This is a genomic window from Bacillus sp. JKS001846 (assembly GCF_900176455.1).
In the GTDB taxonomy this organism is placed as follows: Bacteria; Bacillota; Bacilli; order Bacillales; family Bacillaceae_G; genus Bacillus_A; species Bacillus_A cereus.
The window spans coordinates 145,861-166,666 of the sequence record NZ_FWYG01000002.1 but is presented as its reverse complement, the minus strand read 5'-3'; the positions used below and the strand labels follow the sequence as shown (position 1 = coordinate 166,666).

Here is a 20,806-nt window from a genome sequence, read left to right as displayed (position 1 = left end):
CTATGGTTATATAACCAGGAATAATCAAACTTTATTTTAAAGCTACACTAAGGTTTTGCACTATCTATAGCGAAAAAACGTTATCCTTTCCTATGATTCTACAGAAAGAATAGCGCGTTTTTTCATTTGAGGGGGCATTTCTTTTTCTTAGCTTGATAGCGATGGGGTCCCACCAACAAAACGCGAATTTCGTACGCTAAGCTAAAATTTTATAAAGAAAATGTGTAGAGATTGTGAACTTGTTAATAAATACTAATAACTTTATTCAACAATCGAGCGTTTTTTCTTGATGTATCGGGTCAGATTGTTGAGTGACTAATTTTCGAAATAAATTGATTATTTATGTTTAAATGTATAGAGGAGATTGTGAATAAATGTACTTAAACTAAAGGGGCAGGATAGTTCAATAAAGCCCGTCCTGTTTCGCTTCTCTGGCCTATAACTTGAATTGGTACTCATTTATTTTAACCAAAATGAATATCTATTGTTGAAACTATATTAACTAGGGAGGAATCTTCATGGGATACTTTGTTACCGTAGAGTCAGGTGTGAATTTATATGTAGAAGATATTAACCCTGGGGGAAATAAGACCATCGTATTTTTACATGGCTGGCCGTTAAGCCATAAACAGTTTGAATATCAGTTTAATGTTCTTCCTGCTATGGGCTATCGCTGTATTGGTATAGACTGGAGGGGATTTGGCAATTCGGATAAACCAATGAGCGGCTATACTTTTAACAGACTTGCAGATGATATCCGCACAATAGTTGGTACACTTCAAATAAACAATTTTACTCTTGTGGGTCACTCTACCGGTGGGGCTATCGCAATTCGATATATGTCTCGTCACAATGGTTTTAGTGTATCAAAGCTTATTCTTATTGATGCGGCCGCCCCAACTGGATTTACCGCAGAAACTGCTAATAACTACATTAAAGAAACCTTAAATGATCGGCCTAAAATGATGCAGGACGTAACAGATGGCTTTTTCTTTCAGTATATAACTAAACCATTTTCGGACTGGTTTTTACAAATGGGGCTACAAGCAGCAAGTTGGTCGACAGCTGCTATTATAACTACATTAAGAGATGAGAACCTACATGCAGATCTTCCGAAAATTAATGTTCCTACTTTAATCGTTCACGGCATTCATGACAAAGTTATTCCATTTGCACAAGCCCAGGAACTAAATGAAAAGATAAGAAATTCACAGCTTGTTCCGTTTCAATATAGTGGTCATGGCCTTTTCTGGGAAGAACGCGAGAAATTTAACCAACTATTGGCACAATTTATTTAGTTGAAAATTTGACTTTGATTCAATTATTGAACAGAATAAAAGACCATCCGATGCATTAAGCCGTGATTGAGGCACCATAAACGGTCGTTTAAGGAAATTTATTTATATCTATCAAAACTGACTGAAATATGTTTAAAATCCAGTTCCAAAACTCATTACCAAAACAAAGTTCTGTAACAGACATTAAATATCGTTTATGAAACCTTCTTAATGTACGGAAAAACCAAGTTTTTTAAATGAAAAATTCCTAAGCGTACGAAATTCGCGAAATGTTGGCGGGACCCCATGCCCATCAACTTAAGAATTCAGAACTACCCCAAAACGAAAAAATGAGCTTAATTCTCATATATAACTGTTGAGAAATAAAATTTTTGTTTTGGTGGTGCTTCAAAATATTAGCCTGATGGACATAGGGACGAGCCCCTAAAATACAATTCTGCTAGAAATTTTTGCTCTATATTCTCTTTTATTTATGATAGTTGATTAACAACACTTTCTAAAAATTTGTCTACCTTTTCTTTTGATGTATCCGGTGTATGATAACCAATCGTAAATGTAAGTCTTCCATTATAAAAGCTTGCACCCATTGAAAAGAATGGCGCATACATAATGGGTGATGTCATATACCCGTCCTCAGCTTGAACTTCACCAAACTGAATAGGTTCATCAGCGATCACCCCGAAATTTGTCAGTAATGGCAACGCCATCCCCATCTGTACAGCCTGTTCATATTGCTGATTATACATTTCCTTCACTGTAGATAGCTTCATTTCTGCCAGTAGCTCCATTCCTGCTGCTGAAGAAAGACCTGGATTTTGAGACTTTATTTTATCCATTGATTGTTTAACTCGAACAAGAGTCTGCTTAAATGTTTCATCGTCTTCCATTTTAATCACTGGCATTTCCATACCGGATAAGTTGCAAATAGCACCAGTTGTATTATTAGGCAGATATCGACGTAAATCAATTGTCAAGCCAATCATTTTTTCTGCAGTGCGAGGTTCTGCATACACAGTGAAATTTGATAAAGCTCGGAAGTATGCAGTCATGAATACATCATTCAAGGTAGCCTGTTGTGCTGTTGTCCATTGGGTTAAACGTAGAGTTTGCTCATGGCTCAATCGCCGTACGGACATTTGGGGAAATTTATTTTTGTTAGGTTGAGATGGAAAAGACCATAACGATGCCTGTTGTTCTTGGTTAGGACGATACGCACTTTTTATGTCCGATATTCCAGCGTATTTGAATACATGTGATTGATCTCGACAACTCTCATTTCCCTCATCAAATTCCTTTATAATTTGCTTCTTAGACCGTCCCAATGAAAGGTGCGTATATATTGTTCCAAGCAATTTAATATATTCCTTGACTCCTGCACCATCTGAACATAGATGAGATAATTTCACAACTAACATATCTGTTGTAGTGCCCCGTAATAATTTCATTTGAACCATAGGCCCCTGTATACGATCACCAGGTTCCTTAATAAAATCTATTGCCATTATTTCAAGTTCTTGATTATTTCCTTCTGCAAAAAAGCAAATAGATGAGTTAGTGTCAGATGAATGTTCCTCCCAGTAAGGAATATCATTTTCTACAAACCGGCTGTTCAAAACTGGTTGCAATTGCAACGTTATCCTTACTGATTCTTCAAGTATTTCCTTTGATATACCTACAGGAAAATAAAGAACTGCATTAATTTGTTGATCTGCAGAATAAAGACCTAATACATAATTCATTTGATCTTGAGGTGTTACTGAAAACTTTCTTTGTTCCATAATTTTGTCCCCTTTTTAAGATTTTTTTGTATAACCTTATTCTCCATATGGTTGTAACTTTTCTAGTCACTTTTCTTCAAGAGCAAATAATTCTTATCTTTTAAAATTTTTTATGAAAGTATCCTTTCCGTACTGGTTCCATTCTTTTTGCGGCTCTTTGTAGGTGATATATCCAATGTTTTATTATTATTAATACTTACTATTTTTTCAGAAATAACCAAACGAAAATTAACTAAGTTTATACATATTCAAACATTTTACAATGGTGTTTGGTAAATATTGATAAAACAAATAAATCATTTTTATGTCTGTTAATAAAAAACAATAATATAATACGTTCAGGTGTTACTTCATAATAAAAGGTTGATGGACATGGAGGACCACAAACCTTTTATCATATTGCTTTAAATGTTTGTATTCATTATTACATTGTTTACAAATAACTTCTGTTTGCACTTGTATAACTTCATTATTTTCAACAATTAATCTTTTACAAAAAAAATGATGTATCAGGTCTTTGTACAAATGGAGAAAAAGTAGGCGTATATGGCGCTAATGTACGAAAAACAGCATCTGCTAGCGCTAAGGTTGTAGGTTTCATTAGTAAAAATACTAATGTAACTGGTACTTGGGTTAATGGAGAATATGTCCAAGGACATTATGATAATTCATCTAAATGGTTATATATATCTTGATTAGGTGGTTATATATCTAAAACAACTTTAATTAATAATTGTGATGCATAAAAAATAAATTGGTAATTAATTGGGTTATTTTATCTTTTATTATTATTTATAGGGGGCACATCACACCGCAATCAAGCTAAAAAAATGTATCTATTAAACGAAAAAACACTATTCTTTTTGTAGAAATATACAGAAAGAATAGCTTTTTTCATTTTAGGGAGGATTTTGTTTTATTAGCTTAATAGCGTTGGGTTGCCGCCTGAATTCCAAAAATCCCTAAATTTATTTTTAATTATAAAAACTACGACAAAATTTATCCGCTTTTCCTTTTTGCCTACTTGCTAAATTCAGCAAGTAAAATATTTTTAAAAGGATTAGGACTGTCAGCTCTACCCAAACTGTTCCAATTGACGACCAACGTATGCTTGCCTCCAAGTGTACCTCCAACAAGAGTAGTAAACCCTAGAATGCCACCTGTGTGTCCCCATATCGAGACATCGTTCGGAAGCTTAGTTTCATAGATTCCAAGACCATATCCATCGATTCCTTCTCTTCCTGTAGGAACTGTAGTAAGCATTTGTTTTAGTTGTGGTTCTTTCAGTAATTTTCCACCGAGCAAGTAAGAGAAGAATTTGTTTAAGTCGTCAGCAGTAGAAATCATATCTCCAGCAGAGCTACCTGCACTTGGGTTATAATAAGTAACGTCTTTTAGCTCACTTGCTCCGTCTGGTTGGTCATATCCACGGGCATGGTTGGTGCCTGGAATAACGCTTGAATTGCCAGGTAGGAATGTATTCGACAATTCAAGTGGTTCAATAATCCGATTTTCAATCTCTTCCGCATAGCTGTTTCTGGTTACTTTTTCAATAAGAATACCAAGTAATACGTATCCTGTGTTTGAATAAGACCATCCCTTTCCTGGGGCAAAGTCAGGGGGCAGAGAAATCCCCATCTTCACTAACTCTTCAGCCGTATACGATTTTTTTGTATCCGTAAAATCAGCGTCTTTTGATCTTGAGTATTCAGCGATACCACTTGTATGGTTCAATATATGCCGGATAGTAATCTGGTTACCATCATATCCATTTCCTTGAATGGTACCAGGCAACCATTTTTCGATGGAATCGTCTAGATTCAGGCGGTTCTCTCCAGCTAATTGAAGTACAACTGTTGCGGTGAACGTCTTCGTCACACTGCCAATACGAAAGCGAAAATCTGTTTTCATTGGTTTCATGGTTCTCAGATCCGCTATCCCAGCCGCATACCCCCACGTTTTTCCACCCTCAGAAGTTTTAGCAAGTATTCCCGGGTATCCAAGTTGCAATGTATCCCGCATTGCTTGCTTGACGGAATTACGATCTCGTTGAGTGCTTGTGTGTGATGCACTAGATACATTTTGAGTGGGCTCTGCTTTTACAATTGAGATTGGTGTTGTGTATAACAGAGAACTTCCAGCTATTAAAAGGGCCAGACTTGCAAATGTAATTTGACTACGTATTTTCATAAGGTATCCCTCTCCTCATATTGTATATGTTCCTTAGCTCCTAGGCTTAGGGAAAAGGCCCTCACTCATATAGATTAAAGCCCCAGTAGAAAGGTATCTATCAATATCAACAATTTGAGCCATTTAAATCTCCATCCCTTCTATAACAAAATTATTTAAGGATATGAAAGCATATTATGTATCCTTAGTTATTGTTAGGATGAACACAACATGAAACATACCCTCATCCCATATTTTACCTTATTTATTTATGATATATATTGAGAAAGAATGTAAATTCGAATCATTTCCTTACCCCAACTATTGATCGTCTTTTTCACCTATTATCATTAGATATTTAGAATTTCATTATAAAAAACAACCAATCCCTTAACGTACAGGAAGCGGTTGAAAAATGTATCTAACGTACAATTTACTTTTTTTGATATGGTGATCCCATCACCATCAAGCTAAGGTTTCGAAGTACACCTAAACAAAAATTTTCTTTCTCAACAGGTAGTTACTTTGAAAAGTCGCCTCTTTTTTTCGTTTTAGAGCGTTTGTTTTTCTTAAGTTAATGGGCATGTGCGGTATCCCAAAAATAAAATTAAGAATAGCTATTAAATAGGTTGGTTATAGTATTGATTGTGGAGGTGAGAAAGATGAACAAAAAACAACAAGGTTATAATAAGGAAACTTCTGGGGCTAGCATCCAAAGCACAAATGCTAGCTATGGTACAGAATTCGCAACTGAAACTAATGTACAAGCAGTAAAACAAGAGAATGCACAATCAGAGGCAAAGAAAGCACAAGCTTCAGGTGCACAAAGTGCGAATGCTAGTTATGGTACAGAATTTGCAACTGAAACGGATGTGCATGCAGTTAAAAAACAAAATGCAAAATCAGCTACAAAAAAATCACAATCTTTTAGTTCTAAACAATAATGAAGGAAAAACACTTCTCTATCTTAAGAGAAGTGTTTTCTCGGGCTGTGGAGAAAGTCTTCTCCACAGCTTATTTTTGTGTCTGAACAAATACATAATATATCACTAGCAACTTTAGATAATGAGTTTGCCACAGTTTTAAAAACTGAAGAATTCATTAAAAAATTGTAGTAAGTTGAAACAATACAATCTTAAGGTGTTTGTTTTAATATTATATGATATACACAGTTAGGAATACTGTCTTACGCCCATCAAACTAAAACGAAAAAAGCTATTTTTTGTAGAATATACCGAAAGAATAGCTTTTTTCATTTTAGGGGAATTTTGTTTTTTAGCTTAATAGGATTCATGTTTTTTCAAATCTAAGGTCACCGTATATACTAAACAATGCCTTCGAAATTCTTCACATATTCCAATAATGTTTGATATTGTTGATCAAGGGCGCACTTCTCTGTTCCAATTGGTGATTTAAAAAAGAGTGAAAGGTGTTCCATTATTCCTACTTTCCCCTCTCTAAGTGCATGATCCATAAAACGGGACAGATCAATTATTAGAGGCGCAGCTAAAATCGAATCAATACCTAACCAAATTAATATTTAGTGCTATCGCTAAATCAGCAAATGGTGAATTGAAATTCAAATTCGAACACCCGTTAATTATTATATTAGGATTTACCGAAATCATAAAAGCAATTTGTAATAATACATATATTATAGTTGAAATTAAAATGGATCCTGCAACTGCCCGGGGAATGGATTTCCCGGGGTTCTTTGCTTCACCAGCCATATTAATCGGACTTTGAAAACCATTGAATGCAAAAATAACACCGGAAGTTGCCATAGCAGTTAAAACATTTGATCAATTAGATACATTAAAGTCCTGATAACTGGTAAATTTTACTCCATGAAATCCAGCAAATAGTAATGCACCAATTGTAAGACTAGGAATTATAATTTTAAATATAGTAATTAATGAATTTATATTCGCGAACAGACTAACAGTCCAATAATCTAAAAAGAAATATATATAAATACAGAAGCAGCTGCAAGACCAGGATCATATGTAGCTGTTATGAAACTTGGTAAAATTATTATTATGTTGGTAGCTTTAAAATTTAAAAATAATGAATGTTAATTACACTAATGATAATATTTTTGATATGATTAATGTATAATAAAAATATAACTCATGTAATAGTCTAGGCGGTATACTTGACCAACGGCCGCTTAGCTAATGAGTTATACCCCTTAGAAAAGGTACCTTGCAGCAGGGGTACCTTTTCTTTTATTTTCAGTGTTAAATTATTTTAAATAGAAGCTATATAGCTAAAAAGTATAATGATTAAATTGTAATTGAAGTGAAGTATGTATCCCATATGAATATTTTTAAATATTAGAAAGAAAATCATTTGAGCGATAGCTGGTATCCCAATGATAGTTAAACATTGTACCCAATTATAGTTATACGTAGAGAGATGGAGTAACCCAAATGAGCTTCCAGACAATATTAAAGAGGCTGTAATTGAAGATATGGGGCTTATTATGAAGGAGCGTATGATCTTATGCCAAAAGAACCATATAGATACAAACATAATGTTCTCTCCGATTAATTGAATTGCAACCCCAGGTGTTTTGTAAAGCAAATTAGTAATTCCTTCATTCCCAATAGGATTAGATGTTCCTTTGAATGTTGTAAAAGATATTAGTACGGCTAAAAATAACAACATAATAGCATAAATAATGAAAGCACAGAAAAAAAAGTTTTAGTTGCTGGAAAGTGATTTTTTTAGAAAACAAAAACCTTTGATCCCTCATTATAAATAGAAAAACTAATGAAATAGGAAAAGAAAAATAAACAGATTTAATTATGTATTGCATCAGTATATCTAATTCATTTATATAATTAAGCACGAATGATGGAAAAGGTATGTAAACAGTAATAATACAAAATATGATAAGTATTAGAAACTGCAGATACGTTTTAGTTTGTACTAAGCAATCTAAATATGTGTTGGCAGCACTTAATGCGTTTGTGGTCTGCTTAAACTCTTTAGAAACTGCCTTCATAACACTCCTCCATTTGTATAAAAGTCAATGTATTTAATCAATCATCTTATATGCCATTCTTTCCTAAGTGTATTAAATGTAATCTTATCTCTACACACTTTATAAAATTTCACGTACTTTATTTATTAATTATATTTAAAACATATTCACCAAAGGGGTTTCTACGCCAAAAGAAAAAGCATCCCTCTGGATGCCTCACTTATCCTATTTATTAATTAAATACAGTCTCATCATGATGATATAAGGGATATTTCTAAAGGATAAATTAAGAATTATTTCTTCATTCTTTCTTCAATCCTATGATAGCAACTAAATAAGTTGGTTTTTTATCTACTATAATCACACGACGTTTTGACGCATGAAAAGACTGCAAAGCTTTTTGAATATGTCCACTTGACAGGGGTAAGACCAAATTTAGGTTCTTCTAAATAGTAACCATATACAAAAAAACCACTCATACCGGTAACCACTTAGGTTGATAGAGTCATATTTTGTTCAGTCATAACTCTCTCATTTATATGGGGTATACAAGTACCTTGGTCAAACCCCTTCTATATTTATTTTCCTTTTTTATAACAACTTATTTTAGACGTGAATGCTGTTGCAATAAATAATTATTGTAGATGGAAGGTAATAAGTGAATGAAATATAAAACCACACACACATAATAATTATATATTATGCATCAACATTGAATCATCAGAAAAAAAAGACTTTTATACTAGTAATTCACGAAAAGATAAATGCAAAACACCTTTCATTAATAGTGAATGAAAGGTGTTTTGCATTTTAACATATTGTATATCATTTTCATTTATTTTGGAATTATTATATAAGGATTTCCCTTTTTTTTGTTCCAAATTATATTTTCATTTACTATTTTATTTTTTGTTCTGTAATAATAAATCTTGAGAGTAATTCTGTTAATGCTTCTACCTTTTCTTTCATCTTGTTGGATTGATTTGAAATTTCTTGAATTGAAACTGCCTGTGATTGAATTGATTGTACTGTATGAATCGCTTCTTTTTCTATTTGCGTTGCTGTATCAGATACAAGTGACAGAGATGCATTTACTTCCTCTGTGCCAGCAGACATCTCTTCTGTTGCTGCCGATACCTCTTGAATTTGACTTGTAATTTTATCAATATCCCTCATAATAGATGCAAATGTTTGATCCGCTTTGTAGGCAGCCTCTTTTCCTTCTGCGGCCTTTTGTTGACCTTTTTGCATAACATGAACTGTATCTTGAGTATCTTGTTGAATACATTTGACTATGTGATTAATTTCATTTGCGGAGTCTTTAGACTTTTCAGCTAGGTCTCTCACTTCTGCTGCAACCACTGCAAACCCTTTCCCATTCTCTCCAGCACGTGCCGCTTCAATAGCAGCATTTAGAGCAAGAAGATTCGTTTGTTCGGCAATATTAGTTATTGCATCCAGTGCTGTATCAATTTGTTGTGTACGTGTAACAAGTTTATCTATGACTTTTGACGTTTCCTCCACAACATCATGAATACTGTTCATTTGAAGAATAGAGTGCTTTATCACTTCACTACCGCTATGTATTTGTTCAGTGGTTGTTACTGCTACCTCAGCAACTACTGCTGAAGATTCAGCTACTGTTTGCACACCAATAGTTATTTCTTCCATTGAGGATGAACTCTCTTGCATGCTGGTAACCTGTCCTGCTATTTTTTCTTTCACTTCAGAAATGGTCAAAACAACCTCATTTGAAATATTAGATGCTCGCTTTGTATCTTGTAAAACCCCCTCCGTAGAAGAAATCACCTCTTGTGTTGTCGCCTTAACATTCGCAATTAATTGTTGTAGGTTATCTAACATACTATTAAAAGACTGTACAATGATTCCTAACTCATTATTTGCTTTATAAGAAGTACGTATTGTTAAATCACCTGCAGCTACTTTTTCCATATCATTTTGTAATAAAACAAGTGGTTTTCGTATAGTAATTTTAATAATATATCCAATAAATATAACTATGACAATTGCTAAAATTGAAATAACCACAAACATTGTCATTGTATTTTGAGCACTATTATTATTAACTTTTTGTAACTGTTCTGCATTATTACTGTTATATATAATTAGTTCACGAATTGATTGAATTGTTTTTTTCATATTAGGTTCAATTTCTTTTAGATAATAGGCATACGCTTCCTCATTATTAGATTTCCCTAATTCTTGTGCTTTTTTCATCAGAGTTCTTAATTCATTAAACGCTTCATGAAATTTGCTATATAGTTCTTTTTCTTTATTAGAAATAACTTTAGTCTCATACTGCTTTAACAACTGATCGTTTTCCTGTCGAATTCCATCCATTTCTTTTATCAAATCGTTCATTCTTTTTTCATCTTTGGATACCATTATTTCCATGAAATTCATATTAACATGATAAAAATTAGATTCTATTGTTCCTATCCACTCAACTGATTTAAAATCATCTTCATACATTTTAGCAGAGGCACCCTTCGCTTTTTCTAGTCCCCAACCACCGATTAGGGATAATACTATACAGGCTATACTTGATATAGCTATTAATATGTTTAGCTTTGTACCAACCTTACTGTTTACTAATAATTTCAATTAAAACTCTCCATTCTTATATATAGTTCAAGTAATATATTGTATACTAAGAACTTAAAATATACGATAGTAATTTTTAAAATATAAAAACATGTATAATTCTTAAAAGTATTATATATCAAACTATTTAACTTTTTGAACTACCCCCACTTTCACTTCGTTTAGAAGTGAGGGATTCCTAAGTAAAGAGTTCTATAATTCACCTCCCAACCACTCACTGGGCTGTGACCCTTCACGCTCCTTGAAGAAGGAGTCTTCTTGGCTAAAATGATAAAATTTTAGTATTAACATAATCCTCTTTTGATAAGTATAATGATTTTTTATGTGTCTTTATAGAAATACTGCCACATTGCTAGCAACCTAACAAAAATAAACTACCCCAAAACAATAAAATTAAGCACCTTGTGTGAAATTTTATTGTTCTGGGGTAATTCTAAATTCTTAAGTTGATATTCATGTGGTGCTACCCTTATTAGAAATTAAAAATTTTTATTATTGCTATACGGATGACAGTTTCAGGTCTTTTCATCTGATAATTATTCCTTTCTAATTCGAAATAAATACCTCTACCTACAGAACTATTTACATGTGAGAATTCCTCTAACCCAAATATCTCCTAATTCACTAACTGTCTTTATACTTATCTACCCAATAACAGGTGAAATTATATTTTCATTCCCTTACCAAATAATTATCCATTTGTATTTTCGCATGAATAAAACCTTATTTAATTATATAAAAAGTACACAATTAAATAAGATTTGGATTGTTTCAAATTCACACTAACAGATCTGCAAATGAGGTACCAACATTATTTTCTCGTTTCATGTGCTTTTCTAAATAAATCTTTGTCGTTTGAATATTTTCATGCCCCAATGTTTGCATTAAATGATATAAATCTGCATTTCCTTGTTCAACTGCCATGATTGCAAAAGCATGACGGAATGTATGCGCCGTTACTGGATTTTCACGATACAGTAGAAACTTTAAGTTTGTCTTTTTTATCATATCTGTTACCTGATTCGATAATGTTTTAGAGTTATAAGCACTTCCCCTTTGATTTATAAATAACGGACTCTCATCCCCTTTTTCCAATACCGTTTGTAATCCTCTTCTCCGTCTCATTTCACAAATACACTGGTATAAATGTTCCGAAATGAAAAGTTCACGCACTTTATCCCCTTTTCCAGTGACTTTTAACCAGTACTTTCCGTCATAATGTAAATCTTTCACTCTCGCGGTGCACAATTCTTGAATTCTTGCACCAGTACTTGCTAGAGCTAGTAAAATTGTATAGTTTACTAAATGTCCTCTTTCTTTATAAAACCCTAAAATCTTCATAACCTCATCATAGGATAGGTCCCGATTTGGCCGATCCTGTTCATTTACATTTGCGCGCTGCAGTTCTTCGTGAAGAGGTCTTTCAATATAAGCAAATACATGAAGGTGTTTTAAAAAAGAACGTAAAAGTACTGATTTTTTTGCAAGTGTTGCGATCGCGTACATATCCCCATTTCTACCGTTCTCAACCTGCTTCAACCAAACATTATATTTACGAATATGCCAGGGCTGTAATGTTTTTAGTAAAGAGTCATTTTGCTGTACCTCTTCCCCATTCAATTCGAATTCCTCTGCATGCTGCACCATGCACTGACAAAATGATAAGATTTCGGAAACATAACTCTTTTTTGTATCCTCTTTTCTATTCTTCTTCTCATCCATATCTTTTTGTAAATGTACGAAATGATAAATGACTTCCAGATCACTTAAATACGTATATTTACTCTTTCCCTCTTTTTCTGCAACCTCCATCTTCTCTTCCAACTTATCTACATAACGACTATCATGCAGGAATGGAACCATATCTCTTATATTTTCTACATATGTATCTATATCTTCACTTTGATTCATTGTTATAGGTAAGTTCTCTTTTTTATTTTGTTTATCCATATTTCGAATTCACCTTTCCTATTGATGATTATGAATATAACACTCTTTATTATCCTTATTTAATATTTTATTTCACTTCTATACATTATACAAATGATAATTCATTTTCTTTCTGTAAGAATACTATATTCTTCTCTATTAACTTATACTTATATTTTTTTATAATTTATTAGTAAATAGATATCATTTAATAGTTAATACCTTAGAATTTAAATACCTTTTATAAAGAAAATAAATTTAAAAATACATTAAGAGATAAATTAAATTTAAAACGTTTTTAAACTATAAAAATTTATAAGAACTTTAATAAATTCTATTTCTCATTTTAAATATATCTCATATTCTGATATGATATATACATATCTAAAATACTAGTAAACACTAGTTATGGAGGTGTCCTTTCATGACACAAGATTTATTGTTCATTACAAAGCCTACTGTAACGACAAAAGAGGCAGCCGACTTATTAGGAGTAACGGTACAAACAATTTTAAAGAAAGAAAAAGATGGATTAATAGAATGTGTATATAAAGATAACTGGAAGCAATTCGGTAGTAAGATTTTCTATCTAGAGGATATTGAACGTTTAAAAAATAAAAATGAAGTTAAAGGCCTTAGCACGAAAGAAGTAGCTGAAATTCTTAATGTTGCACCATCTACTATCTTTACATACATCAAATCTGGAAAATTACCCGCAACAATGGTAGAAAAACGAGGAAAACAAGTATATATTATCGATGAGGAAGAGCTAGAGATTTTTATGCTTGATTATGAAAAAACTAAAACAAAAGAGCGAAAAACATTTATTACTAAGATTCAAGATGAAGATATATATTTATATCAATTATTAACACATCAACATAAAGGAAAAACAGCTAGGGTAATAGAAATCAATGGAGCAGATGGTAAGATTCTTACAGAAGACGAAGAAATTTTCCCTCTATCCACTTATAAGGAACGTGATTACACCTTAGAGCCTTTCCATAAACAAGCTGTAATTACGAAACGTGGGTATTTATCTTTTTCATTTAAAAAACCTCAGCTATTTCATTCCATCACTTATAATCTAATAAATTTATTTTATAAAGAGCTAGGTGTCACAAATATGCGATTGAGTATTTCATCTGATACTATTAAATTAGAAATTAAACCTTTCGTATTACAAGTTGATCCATTGCAGTTTCAGGAGGAGATTAAATACTTACATTTTCATATGAAATCCGGTACGATACTTCCACACGTAGAAGGTATTTACTTTAAAAGTAATGTAGTGCCATTAACTTTTCATGTGGATCATCAATTCAAGCAAAAAGTAGTTCAGATGGCAGCCGGTGCTGGTATTGGGCAAGAAGAATTCTTATTGCAAGCTGTAAAATCTTATATAACAAATCTAGAACGACAATAAATTTGTGATCAATTAGAAGAAGCGTAGAAATTAAATCTTTCTAGGCTTCTTAAATTGCTAAATTTAATATTCGGTGATTATAAATTATTTACTTTTAAACATATTCATAAAATCATAAGACATAAGATAAAAACGTCTTTCACGATGTTACACATAGAATACTAAGATACGAAGTTCTGATATTTGACTATATAGGATATCGTCAGATCGTCATCAAGCTAAAGTTTTGAAGTACCCCCTAAATGCCATCAATGCTTAAAAATGGTTATGAAAACTAACTCACAATTTGATTATTTTTAAAGAAAAGACACCTATTGTGATTAATCCATTTATCATTATAAAACATTATATATTTTTTAAAGAAAAGACACCCTAATATCCCTTTCTCCGACTTAAACCACTTAATAACTACCAAGTGTTAACTGATAACAAGATTGAATTATTATGTACTTCAAAAAGCTACATGTAAATTGTTGATAATTCCTTACAATTTACATGCAGCTCATTAATTAATAAATCTTAAAGCTCATTCCCTAACCCGGACGATATAATGCTTCTTCTTTATAACATATTAAGGAAATAACGGTACATACATTATTACTTTCACTATTTTAAAACGGTTAATCAAAAGTTCTCTTAAGTAATTTACTAATATCATTAGCCACTTGCAGCAGCATCTTTTATTGCTATACTAGACCAATCTAGTTTCAAATATCTATAACCAAAAGCAACAAATAGTCCCACAATGTAAATATAAAATCCTACCCAAGGACCGTAAATCCCAAAATCTAATAAAAAGGTAAATATAAAAGATAATGGTATAAACACGAACCATCCTAAAATCAAAGCGACTTTCATTGTATAATAATTATCTCCAATCCCTCTTAGTCCCCCAGCCAAAATTAACTGAAGTCCGTCAAAAATTACAAACAATGAAGCAAACCGTAATATCTCAACAGTTAAGGACAGTACCATTTCTTCTGTAGTAAATAATTTTGCGATATATTCCGCACCTAAAAAATAAATAATTGTAAAAGGAACTATAAAATATGTCCCTATTTTTACAACATCAATACCGATTTTTTTTGCAATCAATGGACTTCCTTTTCCAATCTGTTGACCTATTAATATAGTTGCTGTTACTCCAAATCCTATACCAGGTAAGTATGCAAGTGATATTACATTCAACACAATCTCCGTGGCAGCCAATTCTATATCACCCACTCTAGAAATGAACACAGTAAAGAGAAGCATCGCCCCACTCATCCCAAGTTCTTCTAGACCGATTTTTAAACCTTCGAAATTTACTAATTTGAATTTCGTCTCTTTAAAACTTATTAATTTCCTTGTAGCATACCAATTATTTTCTTTTAAATAACATACTAGTAAACAAGTAACCTGAACAATTTCTGAAACAATGAATGCCCAACCTGCCCCTAGCACACCTAATTTAGGGAAATATAAATAGCCATTTACTAGTAACAATGCTATTAAAACATTTAAAGTGTTACCCAGCATAGAAAAATACATTGGAGTTTTTGTATTTCCAATACCTCTAAAAAATCCATTTAATACTACACGAAACATATTTATAGAAAATGCGATTATTCTTAATCCTAAATATCCTATCCCTATCATTGCAATACTAGATGAAACTCCCATCACTTCAAAGATCCATTTAGGCGCAAAGAGTGCAAATAGTATAAAGAATGGAAGCAGGGCAATAACAGAATAGATTCCAGTATAAGTATATATACTACATTTTTTATATTCTCTAGCTCCATAAGATTGAGATACTAAGAAATTTACAGCAAAACCAATACCACTGAATAGAGCAAACAAATTTAAAATAATTACATTTGTAATGCCTACTGCAGCAATGGCTTCATAGCCTAAATGACCAATAATTATAAGGTTTATTACCCCCATAAAGTTAGTTGAACTCATTTCGATTATGGTAGGAATTGTCATCTTTAAAATTTTCTTATTTTTACTCATTTTCAACTCCTATAAAAAAGACATGTCACTGCTGCACCATTTCCTAAATTTACTACATCGCTTTGTTCACATGGTAAACCTCTTAACATTGCTCCTGCAAATTCTCCATTGATAACATAAAGCCCCCAACATAAAATGGCTTTCCTTAATTCGATTGATTTATTTATCAAAAAAGGAATCTCCTCTTCAATTGGATATACTCTCTCTTGAACAATATATACGGCATCAGTTTTTAATAAATTCAAAATTTTGTTTTCCCAATCATTTTCATTAAACTTCCACCCTAATAGTACCTCATTTCCCCCATATCCAATTGTAGGTTTAATAACAAGGTTATCTTTGTTTTTTATAATATAATCCATTCCATTAGTGTCCAAATTATTATCTGAAATTATAATGTCTTTTAAAAATCGCGTCCATGGGATACACCTTTCTATTAAATTCAACTCTTTTTTTGTAAATAAATGTTTATACTTTGGATCTGAAAGAAATGCAAAATTCCCTTTATTACTATAAAGCTCTGTATGAAATCCTGTTAATAGTTCCAAATTCCCAGCCTGGTAAGCTTGAACGATTGGTTTTACTTCTTCAGGATTATGAAGAGCATCATCACACAAAAATACTCGATATACAATATCAATTGTATGATTTCCTACTACTAGCATATCATTATTACATTCTACATCTTTTTGAGAACATATCACTGCCTTATATCCAGCTTCTATTAACCTTAATTTAATATAATTTAAAGTCCCATAATAACTATCCAAATATTCATCCCAATCCATAACAGCAATTGTTATTTCACTATTTTCTTTTCCAATTTTTATAGCTAAATCCTGGATACTCTTTATTAATTTATCCATCGGATCAATATAATTCCATCTTTCAGATCCTGTTAATGATTTGTAAAACCCATAAGATGTCATCATTTTATTTAAATGGCCTATATCGATTCCCCCGACACTACTATCCACATTTAATTCTAAAAATTTATGTCCAATTTTAGTGAAATATAAATCACTACGGGCTATTAAATTATCATTCTGATATGTCGACATCATTAATTCATATTGTTTCTCTGAAAACCCTAAAGCTGTGCACATATTTAAAATATTCCCCTTAAATATTCGTTCGGGTAAAGATACAATAATATCTAACAATGATTTAGTATCTTCACCAATAATGTTTAATTGTAATTCATCTAAAATTCCCGGTTTTGGAATGATTTCTGTTTCCTTATCCAAATAATACTGCAGGATTCGGTCTTCAACCATTTTATTTTGTAATTTATTAAATGAATCAACTGCCAGGTGGGGCATATCTAAAACCTTTAAGTTGAAATCATCAATAAGTGCCCTCATATACTCGCTACCTTTTCTTTTATAGCTTTTAATGCTATTACTGGCTGCTCGTATCCACCTTGTCCCAAATTTATAACAGCTTTATCTGAAATACGCGATACAATCCCAGCATATTTACCTCCAAACATAAATATATCAATGCCAAACTTTTTATTTTCTTTTATAATATTTTCGCCTTTACATTCCAATATCTGCACACTTGGAATTTCATTATACTCTTGGACTATCCAGTTTTCATTTTTATTATCATTTATAATTTTGGACCATGTCTCATGATTTGTATATTTACCTAAAAATACGTTTTCTCCACGTGTAGAATTGTCTACTTTTAAAACAAAAAGATCTTTATTTTCAATAATATATTGAATTAAATTTACTTCTTCTCCTTTGAAACTGGTAAAAGTTTCTTCTAATTTCCTTGTCCATAAAATATGCTTATTAACCATTTCAATTTGTTCTTTAGATAGATATTTTTCTTGGAATTTTGAATCTGTAAGTAACGCTAAAGTCATTTTACTCTCTCCAATAAACATAGAAGAATACGAGTTAACATTACAGACCAATCCTCGTTCACATGCTTCAATTACATCCTTCATATCTTCATTTCCCAACTCTAATTGGTCAACTTTATTATAAATAATATCAATTGGTTGTTGATTAAACATTAACCGTTTTCCTTGTGAGTCTAATTTTAAATCCCTCAAATCACAAATAATAATTTTGTAACCCATTTCACACCCATATCTTTGAATATGCTCTAATTCATATGAGTATTTTTCAGCATAATTCACAAGCGCAATTTGAGGATCTTCCTCATTACCTCCCATATCTCTATAAGCACTGACTAGTTCATTAAGGAATCCATTAGGTGTATCACACAGAAATTGTTTCTTTTCATAAGAATTAGTGATTTCTTTAATTATAGGTAAATCAAACCATTTCTCTTTCAATTTTCCCAATACAACAACGCCTCCAGGACAACAAGCATTCGGTTCAACTACTTTAAATTCATATCCACCATTCCATATGCAGTCAAACCTTGAAATGCGTATCTTCCTCTCATAACCTGGATTGATATTAATTAGCTTTTCATATTTACTATAATATGAAAAGTATTCCCTAATCTCTGTATCTTTCTCATAAGCATCTAATACTATTTCTAGAGAATCAGATAATATTTCAGAAGCTCTCTTAAAATAATCGTTTTCTTCATCTGTAATTGCTAAAGGTTGCACAGAAAAAGGGAGTGCCTTTCCTTTAAAAACCAAACCCTCATCCTGAATTATTTGATCTACTTTCCTTAATGTTTCTTTTAAACCCACTTCATTTTTTGTTGCTAAAGAATGAAATTCTGATTCAATTTTTTTAAATAGCATATAAAACTCCTCCTTTTATTTTCTTTTATCAATTACACGAACGACTTTTCCAGAACTTTCGGAAATTTTCATTTTTTCTCTTCCTACTAAACTAACTTCCAATGGCTCAATAACTTGTAATTGAATCATTTGTTTTAATTTAGGTGTAAAGTTTAATATCCGATTTTTAATTATACTTATCAAATGTTCTTCAATTTTCTCATCCAGATTTTTTCCTGAAACTTCAAAGGACACTTGAATTTTATCTCTATTTTGATGTTTAGTTATTAACAATTGAAATTCCCCAGTTAACTCTTCTAAATGACTACATGCTTGGGCGAATATTTGTGGGAATATTTGTTCCCCACCTAATTTAATTATCTCTCCTTTTCTCCCCACTAATTTAATTTTAGGATTTGTTCTACCACATGGACATAGAGTATCTATTTTCATTGCTAAATCGTTAGTTTGGTATCTAATAACTGGCATTAACTTTCTTTTTAAATTCGTAATAACAAGTTCACCAATATTCCCATCTTGTATAGGTTGACCTTTTTCATTTAAAACTTCAGTATATTGCAGCTGATCATGTATATGATACATACCTGGCTCACAGTAATCACACTGAAAACCTATAGTACCAACATCCATGCTTTGAAATACAGATTTAAAACTTTTCACTCCTAATATGGACTCTAAATAATTCTTTGTAGAAGAATACATTTTTTCGCCACCATAAACAATCTGATTTATTGAAAGAGTTTTGTTTGACTTCTCTATATATTGCGCTAACGGTATTACATCAGATGGCATAACTAATAGCGTTGTAACATTAAACATTTTTATATAATTAAACAGTCTTTCGAGGTCTGAGCTAATACCAATGGGAACAATTTTACATCCCGTTCTTTCAAGTCCTAGGTAAACAGTAAATTCAGATGTTAAAAATCCAGGCACTCCAAATGTAGCAACTGCATCATCTTCATTAATCCCAGCCATTGCATAACCTTTTCCATGAAAGAAAATATTCTCTTTCAATTCATCTGAGGTCAAATAAATAATTTTAGGTTCTCCAGTTGTCCCTCCACTTGTAAATACATACGAATTCCGAGGTGAACCTGTCAGCATATGTATGGGAGGTGTCGTTTTAATAATATCTTTAGAACTTATCATAGGAATTTTTTGGAACTCATCCAAACCATTAAGATTAACTTTCACTTCTTTATAAAATGTTTTATAAAATGATGAATATTCTTTAGCTAAAGATAAAACTTCATTAATTCTTTCTAGTTGCCATTTTTGTTTTTCTAAACTGGGGATAAAATCAGTCGTTTCCTCTAACTTTGAAAATATTAAAGTATTAATTAAAGATCCTCTCCTTTTTATTTAATCAAACTATGCAATACATATAGTATTTTTCATCACATCCAACCCCATAATTTCTAAATTATGTAATCAATGTTACAACCCAAAGTTTATACACCGGAATTATTTTTTGGAACGCAAAAAATACTACAAATTATTACATTTTCCGATAATTTTGTATTTTTTCGCATTTATTTATTTATTTATTAGTAAATCCAAGCTATTTTTCATATTACTTCAAATTACAGTTTGAAATATATGTATGCTTTATACATAACTGAAAAGTCTAAATTTTATTGATAAATCAAAGTCTAATTAAATATTTTTTATAAATATATATAGATTTCAAGTTATTGTATTTGTTATTTTAATCATTTTTATACACCAAGGAACAAAATATGACACAGGGTTTCTACTTATTACTTTTGTTCTAATGACATTTCAAAATACTAAATGACATTAATATTAACGCTTTATAATGCTTAAACTACAATCTCTAATTACTATATG

At 31.6% G+C, this 20,806-nt stretch carries 12 protein-coding genes and 3 pseudogenes; 3 read left to right on the top strand and 12 right to left on the bottom strand.

Annotated elements, in window-relative coordinates; translation table 11 throughout:
* Nucleotides 1–518 precede the first annotated feature (518 nt).
* Nucleotides 519–1,298 carry an alpha/beta fold hydrolase gene (locus B9A45_RS29700; protein ID WP_084065728.1) on the top strand — a complete coding sequence of 260 codons (780 nt, stop codon included), beginning with the start codon at nt 519–521 and terminating at the stop codon, nt 1,296–1,298.
* Between the two features lie 470 nt (nt 1,299–1,768).
* Here B9A45_RS29700 and B9A45_RS29695 read toward each other — a convergent pair whose 3' ends face one another.
* Nucleotides 1,769–3,076, bottom strand: a complete 1,308-nt coding sequence (locus tag B9A45_RS29695; RefSeq protein WP_084065727.1) for a condensation domain-containing protein — start codon at nt 3,074–3,076, stop codon at nt 1,769–1,771.
* Nucleotides 3,077–4,096: 1,020 nt separating this feature from the next.
* On the bottom strand, nt 4,097–5,266 hold the full coding sequence (locus B9A45_RS29690) for a serine hydrolase domain-containing protein (RefSeq protein ID WP_084065726.1): 1,170 nt from the start codon (nt 5,264–5,266) through the stop codon (nt 4,097–4,099).
* A gap of 641 nt (nt 5,267–5,907) precedes the next feature.
* On the opposite strand from B9A45_RS29690, the gene B9A45_RS29685 reads away from it, so the two are divergent.
* Nucleotides 5,908–6,189, top strand: coding sequence for a gamma-type small acid-soluble spore protein (locus B9A45_RS29685; protein WP_001036083.1), 282 nt, complete (start codon nt 5,908–5,910; stop codon nt 6,187–6,189).
* Between the two features lie 380 nt (nt 6,190–6,569).
* On the opposite strand, the gene B9A45_RS29675 is transcribed toward B9A45_RS29685, so the two are convergent.
* From B9A45_RS29675 to B9A45_RS29655, 6 genes and pseudogenes are all read right to left on the bottom strand, one after another.
* The gene (locus B9A45_RS29675; RefSeq protein ID WP_223272793.1) at nt 6,570–6,758 is read right to left on the bottom strand and encodes an inositol-3-phosphate synthase; all 189 of its coding nucleotides are present in this window, start codon (nt 6,756–6,758) and stop codon (nt 6,570–6,572) included.
* A 19-nt stretch (nt 6,759–6,777) separates the two neighbouring features.
* Nucleotides 6,778–7,221, bottom strand: a pseudogene (locus B9A45_RS29670) (amino acid permease); the annotation flags it as partial.
* A gap of 274 nt (nt 7,222–7,495) precedes the next feature.
* A pseudogene (locus B9A45_RS33295) lies at nt 7,496–8,255 on the bottom strand (hypothetical protein).
* A gap of 283 nt (nt 8,256–8,538) precedes the next feature.
* Nucleotides 8,539–8,643, bottom strand: a pseudogene (locus tag B9A45_RS33020) (IS6 family transposase); the annotation flags it as partial.
* A 488-nt stretch (nt 8,644–9,131) separates the two neighbouring features.
* Nucleotides 9,132–10,859, bottom strand: coding sequence for a methyl-accepting chemotaxis protein (locus tag B9A45_RS29660; RefSeq protein WP_084065725.1), 1,728 nt, complete (start codon nt 10,857–10,859; stop codon nt 9,132–9,134).
* A gap of 777 nt (nt 10,860–11,636) precedes the next feature.
* Nucleotides 11,637–12,809 (bottom strand): tyrosine-type recombinase/integrase, encoded by a 1,173-nt coding sequence (locus tag B9A45_RS29655; RefSeq protein WP_000360823.1) that lies wholly within the window; start codon nt 12,807–12,809, stop codon nt 11,637–11,639.
* Nucleotides 12,810–13,212: 403 nt separating this feature from the next.
* Here B9A45_RS29655 and B9A45_RS29650 point away from each other — a divergent pair, with 403 nt between their 5' ends.
* Entirely contained in the window at nt 13,213–14,214 is a 1,002-nt protein-coding gene (locus B9A45_RS29650) for a helix-turn-helix domain-containing protein (protein WP_084065724.1), read from the top strand.
* A 657-nt stretch (nt 14,215–14,871) separates the two neighbouring features.
* Here the strand turns inward: B9A45_RS29650 and B9A45_RS29645 are convergent.
* Genes B9A45_RS29645 through B9A45_RS29630 form a run of 4 tightly spaced genes read right to left on the bottom strand, consistent with a single transcriptional unit; the run spans nt 14,872 to nt 20,104 of the window.
* On the bottom strand, nt 14,872–16,212 hold the full coding sequence (locus tag B9A45_RS29645; protein ID WP_084065723.1) for an MATE family efflux transporter: 1,341 nt from the start codon (nt 16,210–16,212) through the stop codon (nt 14,872–14,874).
* 2 nt (nt 16,213–16,214) lie between these two features.
* The gene (locus B9A45_RS29640; protein WP_084065722.1) at nt 16,215–17,576 is read right to left on the bottom strand and encodes a hypothetical protein; all 1,362 of its coding nucleotides are present in this window, start codon (nt 17,574–17,576) and stop codon (nt 16,215–16,217) included.
* Nucleotides 17,573–18,952, bottom strand: a complete 1,380-nt coding sequence (locus B9A45_RS29635) for an ATP-grasp domain-containing protein (protein ID WP_084065721.1) — start codon at nt 18,950–18,952, stop codon at nt 17,573–17,575. Before B9A45_RS29635 ends, B9A45_RS29640 begins: the two co-directional genes overlap by 4 nt.
* A gap of 15 nt (nt 18,953–18,967) precedes the next feature.
* Nucleotides 18,968–20,104: a phenylacetate--CoA ligase family protein gene (locus B9A45_RS29630; RefSeq protein ID WP_000625799.1), complete on the bottom strand. Its 1,137-nt coding sequence runs from the start codon at nt 20,102–20,104 to the stop codon at nt 18,968–18,970.
* Between the last annotated feature and the right edge of the window lie 702 nt (nt 20,105–20,806).